The sequence below is a fragment of the Klebsiella sp. CN_Kp075 genome, from assembly GCF_040065055.2.
Taxonomy (GTDB): domain Bacteria; phylum Pseudomonadota; class Gammaproteobacteria; order Enterobacterales; family Enterobacteriaceae; genus Klebsiella; species Klebsiella aerogenes.
The window spans coordinates 2027842-2041503 of record NZ_CM198050.1 but is presented as its reverse complement, the minus strand read 5'-3'; the positions used below and the strand labels follow the sequence as shown (position 1 = coordinate 2041503).

The 13662-nt window shown below is 49.9% G+C and carries 11 protein-coding genes and 1 pseudogene; 3 read left to right on the top strand and 9 right to left on the bottom strand.

The window, feature by feature from the left end; all coding sequences use genetic code 11:
- Positions 1-4: 4 nt before the first annotated feature.
- Positions 5-238 carry a YnaE/YdfK family cold shock protein gene (locus tag ABLV78_RS09820; protein ID WP_004132711.1) on the bottom strand — a complete coding sequence of 78 codons (234 nt, stop codon included), beginning with the start codon at positions 236-238 and terminating at the stop codon, positions 5-7.
- 93 nt (positions 239-331) lie between these two features.
- Here ABLV78_RS09820 and ABLV78_RS09815 point away from each other — a divergent pair, with 93 nt between their 5' ends.
- Both ABLV78_RS09815 and lpxP read left to right on the top strand, forming a co-directional pair.
- Positions 332-568 (top strand): YnfU family zinc-binding protein, encoded by a 237-nt coding sequence (locus ABLV78_RS09815; protein ID WP_413772008.1) that lies wholly within the window; start codon positions 332-334, stop codon positions 566-568.
- Between the two features lie 551 nt (positions 569-1119).
- Entirely contained in the window at positions 1120-2028 is a 909-nt protein-coding gene (gene lpxP, locus ABLV78_RS09810; RefSeq protein ID WP_047046413.1) for a kdo(2)-lipid IV(A) palmitoleoyltransferase, read from the top strand.
- 431 nt (positions 2029-2459) lie between these two features.
- Here the strand turns inward: lpxP and ABLV78_RS09805 are convergent.
- Positions 2460-2759: pseudogene (locus ABLV78_RS09805) on the bottom strand (recombinase family protein); the annotation flags it as partial.
- Here ABLV78_RS09805 and ABLV78_RS09800 point away from each other — a divergent pair.
- A complete protein-coding gene (locus tag ABLV78_RS09800; RefSeq protein ID WP_165430656.1) occupies positions 2746-3729 on the top strand; it encodes a phage head spike fiber domain-containing protein in 984 nt (327 codons plus the stop codon). The pseudogene ABLV78_RS09805 and the gene ABLV78_RS09800 overlap by 14 nt on opposite strands.
- Positions 3730-3768: 39 nt before the next feature.
- Here ABLV78_RS09800 and ABLV78_RS09795 read toward each other — a convergent pair whose 3' ends face one another.
- The 7 genes from ABLV78_RS09795 to ABLV78_RS09765 form a co-directional block, all read right to left on the bottom strand.
- Positions 3769-4467, bottom strand: a complete 699-nt coding sequence (locus ABLV78_RS09795; RefSeq protein ID WP_047046423.1) for a LamG-like jellyroll fold domain-containing protein — start codon at positions 4465-4467, stop codon at positions 3769-3771.
- Positions 4464-6230 carry an SGNH/GDSL hydrolase family protein gene (locus tag ABLV78_RS09790; protein WP_047046425.1) on the bottom strand — a complete coding sequence of 589 codons (1767 nt, stop codon included), beginning with the start codon at positions 6228-6230 and terminating at the stop codon, positions 4464-4466. The genes ABLV78_RS09795 and ABLV78_RS09790 overlap by 4 nt, the downstream gene beginning before the upstream one ends.
- A gap of 76 nt (positions 6231-6306) precedes the next feature.
- Positions 6307-9342, bottom strand: coding sequence for a host specificity factor TipJ family phage tail protein (locus ABLV78_RS09785; RefSeq protein ID WP_059355791.1), 3036 nt, complete (start codon positions 9340-9342; stop codon positions 6307-6309).
- Positions 9339-9719 carry a hypothetical protein gene (locus ABLV78_RS09780; RefSeq protein ID WP_047047189.1) on the bottom strand — a complete coding sequence of 127 codons (381 nt, stop codon included), beginning with the start codon at positions 9717-9719 and terminating at the stop codon, positions 9339-9341. The genes ABLV78_RS09785 and ABLV78_RS09780 overlap by 4 nt, the downstream gene beginning before the upstream one ends.
- 9 nt (positions 9720-9728) lie before the next feature.
- Positions 9729-10211, bottom strand: a complete 483-nt coding sequence (locus tag ABLV78_RS09775) for a DUF1833 family protein (protein WP_015705684.1) — start codon at positions 10209-10211, stop codon at positions 9729-9731.
- A complete protein-coding gene (locus tag ABLV78_RS09770) occupies positions 10198-10671 on the bottom strand; it encodes a membrane protein (RefSeq protein ID WP_015705685.1) in 474 nt (157 codons plus the stop codon). Before ABLV78_RS09770 ends, ABLV78_RS09775 begins: the two co-directional genes overlap by 14 nt.
- Complete coding sequence (locus tag ABLV78_RS09765; RefSeq protein ID WP_047047186.1) at positions 10671-13619, bottom strand: phage tail length tape measure family protein; 2949 nt, start codon at positions 13617-13619, stop codon at positions 10671-10673. The genes ABLV78_RS09770 and ABLV78_RS09765 overlap by 1 nt, the downstream gene beginning before the upstream one ends.
- Positions 13620-13662: the final 43 nt, after the last annotated feature.

The following is a 13662-nucleotide window of genomic DNA, read 5'->3' as shown; positions in this document are numbered from 1 at the left end:
TGCATTAACGTCTGCCGTTAATGCGCTGATTATCCCTGAGAACATCAATCGCAGTCTGCATGGCGATTTTGTCATCCCGCCTTTTTTGTTTGTCCTGCATGACCTGAAGGTATTCCAGCAAGGTGCGGGTATTAATCGGTCGGCCCTGTTTACCCACAGCCAGCACGGCTTCGCCAAGAATAATTTTCACAGGCGGTAGTTGTGCCGGATACCAGTCAAGGGTGTCTTCTGATTTCATCATAAATTTCTCACGGAAGGATAGTGTATCATAAATCAGACGTTCAATTTTCAATATCTGACATCCTGATTCAGACACAACTTAACATAACTTATGCCAGTTATTTTTATATTAAAGCGTATAATAATTACTGTATTCCTCAGAGAATCATTTATGTCTTATACAAAAGGGCTCAGATATTTTAAAGAAAGACCGGTTCATGTTGCCTGCCAGGAATGCGCACACAGAGCCGATCAGAAAGCAGGTAAGCTAAGAAAAGATGCCGTTCTTGAGTGCCCTGCCTGCGGGCTGTTGTTCAGACCATCAGAATACTGGTGTATCGGCGGCTGATCAGCTTCTTCCACTTAACGTAAGTGATATCGGGAAATGACCACATTTCTCCTGTACTGCAGTTGTTGAGGCATGATAATGAAATCTAAAAAATCGCTTTTTATTGAAGGACATATCCTGTCGTACAGCTGTCACGGGCAGGCTGGCCAACCTTTCTGTATTCACCGGGTCAGGTTTAGTAATGGTAAATATGCGATTATCCGGGAGGCATCCGGGATATGTTTCAAACCAGGCGAAATTATTCAACGAAACGATTGCAAATGGTTTTATAACCTTACCCCAATTCGCCTGCTATCTTTTGAGTACCTTGAGGATGATGAATCAAGAAGACAATTTCTTGAATATCGATGAAAAACCCATGAAGTTATAACAGCATAACTTTGCTGATTTACAATGTATCCCTGACTATTCAAAAACTGTTGCCAGTAATTGAAATTGTTTTTTCTGAATTTATACGAATTCAAACTGTCTAAAAGAATGAGTATCGCTAAAGACGAATTTTCTCAGCATTTCCCTTTTGCGTTATAACTCCATTAGCATTAAGGAAATTTATGTCACAGACTTTTACTCATAATTTACTCCATCCCCGCTACTGGCTTACCTGGACTGGTTTGGGTCTGCTGTGGCTTCTCGTTCAGTTTCCTTACCCGGTTTTACATATTCTGGGCTCTGGTCTTGGAAAAATATCCAGACCCTTTCTGAAACGCCGGGAAGGAATTGCGATTAGAAATATCGAACTCTGCTTTCCCGAAATGACACCGTTTGCCCGGAGCCAGATGGTCAATAAAAACTTTGTTTCTCTCGGACTGGGACTGATGGAAACAGGAATGGCCTGGTTCTGGAGTGATGCGAGAGTCAAAAAATGGTTTGATGTCGAAGGGCTTGAAAACCTGACCGGTGCGACCAGAGGGGTAATGGTTCTCGGGATTCATTTTATGTCCCTTGAGTTGTGTGGAAGAGTAATGGGTTTATGCCATCCTATGATGGCAACGTATCGCCCACACAATAATCTATTAATGGAATGGGTACAGACAAAAGGGCGTATGCGTTCAAATAAAGCGATGATTAATCGGCGTAATTTATCTGGTTTTGTTCATGCATTGAAAGCTGGTGAAGCCGTTTGGTTTGCACCAGATCAGGATTATGGGCCTAAGGGAAGCGTTTTTGCACCTTTTTTCTCGGTAAAAAAAGCAGCCTCAACGAACGGAACATATGCTCTGTCAAAACTCGCAGGTGCACAACTGATCACACTTAGCATGATTCGACGTAGCGATAAAAAAGGTTATCGCATGTATATCAGCAATCCGTTGTCAGGCTATCCAGGGGAAGACAAGGTCGCCGCAGCGGGTTATATGAATAAGATCATCGAGCATGAAATTCTCCGAGCCCCTGAGCAATACCTGTGGATGCATCGCAGGTTCAAAACGCGTCCTGAAGGCGAAGCCTCTTTATATAAATGAACCATTCTACTTGTCATGTACCATGAATCTATCTTGCTGACTACTTTGTAATAGCAGCAGGCTTTACCACGTTGAAATCTTTAAGTTTATAAGGATGAGGCAATGTTTTCCGGGGAAATATCTTAGTAGTCTTCAAACTATCTCCGATTATCCCTGCAATTTGTTACCAAGAGGTTCCCGAGTAAGTACTCGGTGGTTCCCAACTAACTCTTACAAATAGCCATTGGCAGTTTACTTAACCAGAAAACGATTGTCAGAAATTTGTAAAGCTCACAACCTTCTACAGTTCCTGCTGTCTAATGAATGACAACACACACCTCAAGGAACTACATGACATTTTTAATCATCTCAGGCGTATCAGTAACCTTATTTGCCATGACTATACTTGGCCTGATTATCGTGTGGGGCGGTATCTCCAACATCCCTGACGATTACTGATTCTCAATATTTTCCAGACTAGCTACCGGGAAATATTTGTAAATCGTTTTTGCCCCCACCCCGATCACGTCGGCCACTTGCTTCCTGGTAGCGCCGTTCTCCAGCATCATTTGGCATCGCTCCAATACCTGCGGTGTCATTACCCTACGCCGCCCTCCTATTCTCCCCTGCTCCTTTGCTGCGGCTAAACCAGCGCGAGTACGTTCGACGATCAACTCTCGTTCCATTTCTGCCAGCGCGCTCATGACATGAAAGAAGAAACGGCCGGCAGGTGTCGACGTGTCGATCGAGTCAGCCGGTGGTTCTGAAACCATTCATTCCCTGTCCACCACTCTGAGTTATGCTGCAGTCATCGGCCAGCCTTACACCTTCAGTATTTTCGCAAAGGCCAATACTGGTTCTATCATGCAGATTGCGCTCCCTGCGGGTGTGGTTACCAGTCCGCAATTTGCTAACTTTGACCTGGTTAACGGGAAGATTACGCGCTCGTCTCCGCTGATAGTGCAAGCCAATATCGAGAAGTGCCCTTCAGGATGGTTCCGCTGCTCAATCACCATCAATCCGACAGCTGCTGGAGAGCCTCTGTTCACGCTTTGCCTTACCGGCGGTAATTCAGCGGCTGATGCCTTCCCTGCTTATAGTGCTTCCACCCTCGGATCTGTTTACGTCTGGGGTTCACAGGCTGAGCGTGCGGCGGGCTATACGTCGTATATTCCTACCGTTGGTGCTGAGGCAAACCGCGACGCTGACCTGTTGACAACGCCATCGGGGTATACGCTGATTGACTCCACGAAAGGCGCATTCTTTGTCTCTGTCGTTCATGCACATAGCCTGAAATTGTTATCAACAGCCTATGCGTCTCTCGCCTCTGCTGTTGTGCTGGACAATATTGTTGAAGGGGCTCATTATCGGCTCGCCTGGCGGACCAGGGATAATATGAATGGACAGGCTGCATTTGCTGAACTGAATGCAGCAGGTGGGACTAACGTTTCAGTGAACATGCCGCCACTTATTGCCGTATCTGATTCTGAGCAGGCCGCTTTCTGTACATTCAGTACAAGCCTGCTATCCATGAAAGCTTTCGAGGGGCAAATCTGGAATACCGCATCACCTGCTGCCATGCCCCCTCAGCTATCGCGCATTTGTCTGGGACGTTCCTATATTGGCGCGAATAACTGGTTTAATGGCTATATCAAAAAGTTTGTGTACTGGCCGGAATATCTTTCTGAACAGGAAGCGGAAGAATATTTCAATGTGTTGTGACAAGAAATCAAGGCTATCGCCTTTGATAGCCGTTTTTATTCAGTTCACCACCACGCCTCTTATAGCCATAATACTTTTCATCTTGTCACGGACATCTGTCTGTTCTGCATCGGTCAGCACCCGATTATAGACAGCGAATATCCCCATTAAGCCGGGAAGCCCCATATTCTGCTCCGGGCTCTGTCCACCATTCAGGATCAGGGGCAGTGTCGATTTCTTACGTACAGAGATAGCAGAAGTATGTTTATCACCGCTTGCCCGGGTGATAGACGCTTCTGTATTTGATACCGCTACGGTGAAGCGCGTCCATCCACCTACTGCGCCACCGTGGCTCACCTGAACAGTTGACTCAACACTATTCCCCGTAGCTACCTGTAAAATGAGCGTACCCGCGGCTTCAATTCGCAGCTGCAGACCACCAAACGGGGCGACACCGGGAAATAAGTTGGAGAACAGACGGCCCGATACCGTGGGCTGGCTCATATTGATACACAGTGCAAACGTCATTTCATCGGTTTCAATGATCCCCGTATTAGCACCATGCGCACTGTCTGCGATGGTACGCATCCCCAGCTCAGTAAACTCATTGCCAGTAACCAGGTCATACCCGTTTCCACTTGAATCATACTGGTCCTGCATACCGTAAGTCGCAATACTGGCGCTATCGTTGAGAATCATTTCAGGCTCGGCCAGTTCCAGATCGTCGGCATTTACCACGCCATCACATACAAGAATCATACTTCCTCCAGTTTTAATAATCCCATCTGTCCCACGCTGGTAGTGGCTCCATTCGCAACGATGGTTAATTTCATTTCGGTCATACCCTCCGGGATCACCACGTCATAACTGAACGTCCTGAAACCGTCCGTCGAATGGTTCCAGGGGCGGATTCCGGCAATATTGGCTCCGTTGGCTTCGAGGAAGCAGGCGGTTGCCGCGTTTTCATCCACATCAAATTTCACTCTGAAACTGAATTTCCGGCGCTCACCTGGCGTAACCGGGATAGTCTGTGACACGCGCGCGCTGGTATTCCCGGTGCCAGTCACCACCAGAACGTTACCAACGACATCAGGATCAGTGGTTAATGACACGGTTCCGCTTTCAATAACCCATCCTGACGGCAGACCATTCACGGTATCGAGAAAGAGTGGGTTGATAATGGCATTCGGTCCTCCTGACGTGACCGGGTTGGAGATGGCCATCTGCGGAAAAACCGGCATCATGAAAGGTGCCAGCGCTTCCGCCAGTGCTTTACCCATATGAAAAGCACCGAGTGGCGCAGGGTGTGATGGGTCAGGAGAGCCATCCTGAAGTTTGCCGTTATAGCCCGCCCTCCAGCCGTCGGTTTCCGGTTCAACAGTGACTGACCGCATATCAACGAACGGAAATCCCTGCTCAATTGCATACGCGCGGATAAAAGCGTTTATCGCGTTTTCTCTGGCTTTCAGAGCCGGATCGCTGTTGTTCTGGGCCGCCATGCTACACACTACCGGGATAATGCCATTCTTGCGAAATTGGGTGAGGATGTACCGAATATTGCTGGTGACCGTTGCAATGGTGAATTTAAAGTTCCCGGCACTATCTTTCTGAATGACATCGTTACGCCCACCCAGGAAGGTAATGAATCTGGGCCTGGCTTCAATGGCTGGCTGTAAGTGGACGCGGATCATATCGGCAGTGGTATAACCGCCGGTAGCCCACTGGCCAACGTACTGCAGTTGTCCATTGCTGAATAATGATGCCCATATCTGCCATGACCTGGCGTTATAAGCATTACCATCCAGCCCATTCGCCGTTAATGAATCCCCGAAACCGCCGAATGTGTTTTGCAAAAGCCCCTGGTGGGTTTCCAGCGGGATTCCTCGGTACTCAAGCGTGGCGTTGCCGTCGTCGCGAACAGCCAGAACCCTGAATCCTCCAATGACCAGATTAAATAAATATCCTGCTCTGGCCCGACGAATTGATGAGGTTCCGATGAGTAGAGATCGCAGGATATTCAGGTAATCAGCAAAGGATTTGCCTGGTAACTCTTTCTCACCATTTTCATTGATTGAGAATAGCCGCCTGCCTTGCCGGGTCAGAATATCCAATGGCCTTTTTTTACGACTGACAGTGTTTATTCCGCGCGTTCGCATATCTGTCGCGCGCGCAAAGTTATGGACCATCTCAATGAATTCCTGAGAGGCCTGTTTCCGTCCTGTCGGTTGCAGGATGCCGTTAACGTTCATTACTTCATAGGCCAGATAATCATTATCCTGGCTGCGTATGAACGTTGTGCTTCCCTGCATAATGTTTGCAATATCAGCCTGCGCAGCCTCAGGCGTCATGTACTGACGGCTCAGTGGGATCAGATTCTGATGGATACCCCGCCACGAATAAAGCGGATCACCGCCGCGGTCAGGAACGGTCGTCGGCTGTCCATTGACCAACTTATCCAGGCGCGTGGCGTTATCGAGCAACACAGCGGGAGAGGTATCCCCCAGCGGCGGATTAAAGGCCATGTTTTTTGCTCCAAAAAGAGGCTTCGCCCAAACGAGGGTTTGAGCGAAAGAAAGTTAATCGGGGAAATTTTTGGTTTTAAGAGACGCTGCCGGGGTAGTTGGCGTCGTCGTACTGGTAGAAAATGTCGCTGTATTGCCTTGTCGTCACCTGGCAGGTTCCGTCCGCCTGCGGGGCTATCTCCTCAAAAATGGCATCGTAGACACTGCGCGTTGAGCTGCAGAACACCAGCCGCGGTGGCTCAATGCTCGGATCGTCCAGCAGAATTTCATCAAAAGCAGCCTGCCACGGAACGGACAACTGATAATCCCCGACAAAGGTGGCCACCAGCAGCCCGGAGGCCGAACCATCCTGGTAACGCAGAATTGCGCGCGGGTTTTCAAAGGACCAGTCCAGCGGCTCGGAGACGGTAAATACCGTTTGACCGCCAGATGTGGCCATATCCATAACCAGACTACTTACCGTTTTATTTCCCGGAATGTCATCCGTCAGCAGAATGCGGTCGCCATACTGATAGACCAGCGCATCCAGTTCTGTTGTCGTGTTATGGCCCAGCCGCTGATAGAGGTATTTCATCAGGCGGCGCATGCCGATTTGATAGGCGCGGTTCGGGTCCAGCACCCCATCGAGGGTATAACTCTCAATTTTCCTCGGTGTGGGGTTATCCGGAGTCCGGCATTGCACCGTTTCTTCTGACCACGTCGTGCCATTGATATAAGTGACATCCACACCATCGTAATCATCGGCGGACGGCGCCGAGAAGGTGGTCTGTAACTCTTCGGTCATTTCATGCGGGCTGATAATGCCGGACCAGTTCTTAATCCCTTCCCTGCCTACAGATGCGAGCCCATCACTCAGCAGGAAATACGATTTCCCCGCTGTGGTGATCTTCTGCAGCATTTCCAGCGCGGAGACACTGTCGCCTGTCGCGAAGTCGAAATACTCATTTTTCGGGGTCCAGTAGGTTGCCTCAAGGGCATTAATGGCTTCGGTGTCCATCGCCAGCCCGAGCGAATTACCGACATGAAACAGCGCGCTGGAGATACGCCGCGGAGCGCCATTATCATAAATTCGCGTGGCCACAACGTTTACGCGCCGATCGGACTGCGCCGCCAGTTTGCCCCCAGTCTCGACCGTCACACCCATTAGCGAAACACCTGCGTAAGAGGCTGGACGGTTAAGCAAACGGCCACGCAACGACTGCCAGTACATCGAGTCACGCGCATTATTGCTGCCCTGCTCATTCTGGCGGCGCATCCGGACTTCAACCAGCGCAGGAGTGCTTAGCGTGATTCTGTGCGTATAACCGAGGGCATTAACGTTTTTGTTTTCATACTGGAATGATGCGGTCTGCCAGCCGCCGCCACTTCCATAGGTTCGGTACTGAATATCCACCCCGGTATGACGGACGCGTTTTTTCCCTTTGTTATCAAATCCACATAACCCACCAGGGAAAGAAACGTTGACCTCAAAGGCATCAACTACCTCATTATCAGGACAAGCCAGAAATGGCCCCATCCACGTATTACTGTCGTTAATCCCTGTCGCCTGGTAATCGATCATTGTCCTGGGTGAAAAGCCAGGCCAGGTTGCATCAATGGTGCCATTCACCATACGCTGAACCGTTGCGGTCGTACCGTCAGTGGATGCGATACGGTATTCATTACCGCGGTGCGAAAGTGATAATCGCTGTGTACCCTCAGGAATGCCGGAGAATGCCGCGCCGGTGCCGCAGCCATACGCAAGGGTGACATTGGCGGTGATCGCCGGGCTGCCGCCGCTGGATACGGTTCCATCTGTAAACGTCGGGTTATCCCCGAACACAGAAGCCGGGAGTGATGAGGCGATAATACTGCCGCCCAGCCACGGACTGGACTTCTCAACGATGCGAACAACCCCGCCATCATCCTGCGCTACCAGATTAGACCCGGCGATCGCTTCATTGATTGCCGCCAGCAGGCCAGACATATTGCCGTAGTTGGCGATAAGCGAAACGGTATAAGTTGTCGCCAGCCAGGTCAGGTTAAACGTCTGGCTGTTAGTCGAAAAATCATAGGTTGTTGGTGCTGCACTTGCACGCAAAGAAGCAGCCGATCCCCCCACACCCGGAACAGCATCCTGTTTGGGCGTGAACGTCGCGATAAAGAGATCATATTCCGCCCCGTTAATTTCCAGCGCAACGGGCATGCCGGCAAAGGGGTTAATCTCAGTCAGCGTGTCACTGAACAGGACGCTGTAACCCGATGAAGAAGAGATCAGGTAGTTGGTCGGCGCGATGATAGTCACCAGCGCACCTTCCACCCAGGACTCAGGCAGAGAATCATCGCCATCATCATCACTCAGCCCGGTGAACGAAACTGACGATCCTGAAACGGTCATGCTGTCGGCGGTAATATCGGATGAATCCGGCGCCGTCTGCGCCATATCAAGTCCGCTGCCGCTGGACGTTCCGCCCACCTCGGTAGAATTGAACCAGTTTTCACTGCGGCGATCACCTGAAACATTTGCTCCCGGCGGATACAGTGTCCAGGAGAATGAATCACCCAGGGCGGAAATAGGCGTCGAACCAATCCTGATATCGCCGTTGGCAAATGCCACATTTCCACGACTCACGCAGACCAACATCTCTATTGTCATTCTGGTTGGGTCATCAGGGTTAAAACGACTGACCGGCTGAACAACATAATCCGGATAAACCCGCGCACGCCCGAATAATTCCCGAATAGGATCGCCCAATTTGGCCGTATTAGATTTTGCCGGATTTAAATCCAAGGATTTCCCTGTTGATGAACCATATCCTCCTGAGTCGAGGTTATTCATCATGTAGATAGAATATGCCGCAGCTGCTACCGCTACGACTAGAGCCGCTATAGCAAAGCCTGCTGCGTAAGGAACGGGGTAAATCTTTACGTCAGTATCTGGTACCAGTTCGCACCGCGGCCATTCCTCTGATTCGACGGGCACGCCATCAATTTCAACGCTTATTGGCTGCGGCATTCCGGGATCATAATTTTCGACATTCCTCTGCATCCACTCATGCAGAGTCGTCCGTGCGTGCTGATGGGTTTCCAGTGGTCCGCCAGGTAACCGGGAGGGATAAATACAGATCGTCATCGCCAGAATTCCACCTTGATAAATCGCCGTTTAAATTTCCAGACCGGCATAAAAGAAACGTTCGAGCCGGGGTTACATTCCGCTACCTGCAGCAACCCGTTCAGCTCAACAACAATCCCCACATGGGTGACCATTGTTCCCGAATAACACGCCACGCCAGCGCCGACGCAGGGCTCACAACGCTCAAGCTGCAACATCATTTTTCTGGCTTCTTTATCAAGGCCGCCGCCGTCTTTGGTCACACCTGCAAAGTCAGGCCATTCAGGTAGCCCAAGATCTCGGCGTATCTCATTCACGATGCCAAAACAGTCGAGTTTGGGAAAAGAGCGACCGCCCTTCAGCCAGGTGACCGAAAGGTATTTATCAGGTTCAAACATGGGGAAACCTCAACTCATGTAACGCAGGCCGGGATACTCATTAAGGGTGTAACGGAATCTCGGCCAGGCGGTATCGAGAACGTTCATATAGCCCGCGGTAATTTGCGCCTGCAGCGCCGTCCAGGAGCCCGATTTGATAGCTAGCGTATACGGCATAGAAGCCGGGGCATTCAAATCTGTAGAGACATATTGCCTGTAAGTCAGAGAGGCGTTTGTCAGGCTGGCCAGCGCATCACGAATAGCCGTACTCACCTCTCCGTTTATGTTGCTGATAGCGAACTGCAAATCCTGTGTACCGTCGCTGTTTCTGGCCGGGATGGCGATATCGATAGCTGCGGCTGAAAAGGTTATAACAGAGCCATTTTCGGTCGTCGCTGTAATATCGTCGTAGCCTTGGCAGAAATAATGCACCGTCGAACCGATATTGATTTGCAGCGTTTCAATGATGACTTCCGATCCGCTGCTGGCATAAAGCCGGTTAAGCACCGTCATGCTTTGGCCACTCCCTGTTTAATGCGATATCAAGCAGTGAACTACCTGCTATCCACCCGGGGTAGTTACCCCACGGCGGAGGCAATAGTGGACGCTCCCATAACTCCAGCGTCGCCGAATACCGCCAGTAGATGGGAGCCACCAGCACTGGCCCCTGGTAGATATCCGTAAAACGACATTTGTAGAATTTTATGCCTGCGGGGGTTTGCAACTTCATCATGAACCAGGCCGCACCATCAGAGAGCGCATCGCGGTACCACGATTCAAACGTTAGCCCCTGAACATCGCTCTCCATAAACCAGGATACAGTCGCTTCCGTGGGAGTCGAGGTATACGCCCTGCGTTGTCTCGCCCGGCCTGTGGTGAGTTGAGTTCGTTTCAAAGGGCTGACTGGCTGGAATCCATAGCCTTCTTGTAAAGGCATAGGGAGATAGTCATGCGGATAAAATATTTCAGCCATTACCCTGTTCTCCGTCCAGTGTTATACCCCCCAGTTAATGCCTTGTGCACTTGGCCAACCCCTTTTGCCAGATCGTTAGCAACCTGCTGGTAACCTTGTTTTGCTCCTTCACGAGTAGCCTGCTGTACAAGCAGCACAGTCGCGTCAGAAGGATTTCCATTGATGGTTATTGGAGGAACCGTGACTGTGGGGCGGATGATGGTCGTTTGCTGGCTGTTGCTAACGTTCTGAACGCCAGTCCCAAACCCCGAACGCCCCAATGTGGCATCAAGTGGCTTGCCGTTCCGTAACGCCTCAAGTTGTGACACGCCGATTCGATTTGTAGACTCCTGGTCGAAAACGTACTCCCCTTTATGAACAATACCCGCTGGCTGATACTTTCCGCCTGAGCCAGTATATCCACCAGAAGCAAAGCCGACGGCGGCAGCACTGGAGATGCTGGACGTTATTGTAGCCATGAGGCCTGCAACAGTAGCCATTGCTGCTAAGTTGTATGGGAATGGCTGGCTTGAAAGCGCCTGCGCCATTGCCATTGGCAATTGAACAGCCGCCTGAGCAAGCGCAAAAGCTTTTTGCGTAACAAATGCCGCTTTATACATTACAGATTGCTCGCCGAACATCGCCCCCATCGAATCGGTGATACTGGAGAAAGAATTTTGCGCTGATTGCATCTGTGCGGCATAAACTGCGGTGCTTAGTGCTTGCTGGTTCTGCTGTCCTTGCTGTTGGAGAGCCAGCAATTGCTGCTGCTTCTGCTGCTCATTCAGTAAAGTACTTTGTGTGATCGCCTGCTGCTGCTGGTTCAGCCAGGAAGCATAATCAGTCTGGGCTTGCTTCAGCTTTTCGATAACCTCAAGCTGCGGATCTATTTGCAGCCCTATCATGTTCAATCCCTGCCCTGACAGGTCACTATTGGTTGCTCCAGACGTCAGCGTACCACCGGCCTTGTTCACACCTGATATAACGGAATCAGGCAGCACTGATTTACCAATCAGGTCGCTCGCCTGCTTCCCTGCAGCCTCCGGCGTCAGTTTCTTCAGCTCAACCATCTTCTGAAGAATTTCGAGGCGTTTTTGCAACGTCTCATTTTGGCGCAATTCCTTTGGTGCAATTTGCTCCTGCATTTTCCGGTAGTCATCCAGCGTTTTAACTGAACTCTGCAAAGCCTCCTGCTGCTTATAGGCCTGCAATATTTCGTCAGAACGGGAAAGAATCGACTTCTGGTCGGCGGTTAGTTGCGTTTTAGATTTGAGGTCAGCGATCTGCTGTTCGAACTTAACCCGTGCCTGCGTAGCGCTATTAAGTTTATCGCTGGCATCCAACTGGGACTGCATCGCGGCAGTCTGCTGGTGTATCTGGTCAAGAAGCCGAGTTGCTGCGTCCTCTGCGTAGGCTTTTCCTTGAGGCGTCTTCGCGATCTTTGGTGCTTTTGGATCTTTATACATCTCGTTAATACGAGAAACATTTTTAGCGTACTGGTCTGCCGTGATAGCGCCAGCCTTCAAGAACTCACTCTGCTGCTTAATAGCTTTATTTCGCTTATCAGCATTGCTCAAGTATTGAAGGTTAACTCGATCCGCTTCCTGCTGAGTTTTAATGCGCTTTTGTTCTGCTTTGTCATGATCTGACAAAATATCATTTAGCGTATCTTCCGCTGTAATTTGCGATTGAATAGCATCCCGTTGTTTGAGCATCTCCGGAAGGTTACTAAACCGAGCATTTAACCCGTTCCAAAAACCTCCTTCCGCCTGACCTTTCTGCGCCTCGGCAATGTTTTCATTTAAGGTACTTAACTTGTCTTGTAGGGTCTGCTCGCGCCCAATGTTGAGCATCGCATCCCATGCACCTTTAGCTGCTTTCCCCAACGAGTCCCAGGCGCTTTCAAGAAGGCCTAGATTATGATGAATATCATTTGCACGCTGCTGCATGGTATTGGCGTACGCATCGGTCGCTACGCGTGCCGCCTCTTGCTGATTCCCTTCATCCTGCAAGGCCTTAATCTGGTTGTAGGTTGCCAGAGTTAAAAAATGGTATTGGTCGTTTAGTTTAGTAATGGCCGCAACCGGATCAGCTGCAATATCGTTGAAGTCACTCACAAGTTTTTCAGTGGCTATTCCTGTCGCGTCACTGATTTTTATGACTGCAGTTGTTACACGCTCCAGTGAATCGCCTGCGACTTTTCCAGATGAAACTAAATGATTTAACGTTGAAGCGGCTTTCCCGGTGGTTGAATCAGCAACAGCTCCTGCACGAGCAGCCATATCAGCAAGTTGACCGGATGTTTTCCCTACCTGATTACCAGTTAATACGAGGGATTTATAAAATTCGTCCTGCTCTTGAGCGCCTTTATAGTAAGCAAGACCAAGAACACCAACAGCTGCGGCAGTAATCGTAAAAGGGTTAACCAACCCCATAACATAGGTACCAACTCCCTTAATAGCTGGCCCAATACCGCCAAACATATCTTTTAACTGCCCACCCTGCTGCATAAGCACCATAAAAGGGGATTGGCCTGTAGAAAGTCCGACTACGATATCCGTCATCTGAGCGGGAATCATGCGCATTGCAAAAGCTGTCTGGGCAGCAGACTGCCCAGTTTTTTTCAAGTCGTCACAAAAGCCGGTTAATTTGTTACGAGTCTCTTCAATTCGCTTTGAATAAAGCTCAAATGTATCTGTATCTACCATCCCTTTCGATTTGAACTTCGCCAAATCCTGTTGTTGTTTGTCCAACTTATTCAGGGCAGCATTCACCGGGTCAATACGATCGAGAAGTTCAGATAGAGCCTGCTTTTCTTCGTCCGTAGCCTTTGTCACCTTGCCAGCGCTCGAAGCAGCACGGTCTCCAGCCTGAGTCATTTTTACCAGTGCAGTTGCGAGATTATCGGCCTGTTTCTCTGCTCCAGAGCTATCAATAACAATGGCAAGGCGGGAGGTTTGTTCTGTCATTTAGCGATCTCCGGGCAATAAAAAACCCCGCCGGGGCGAGGTT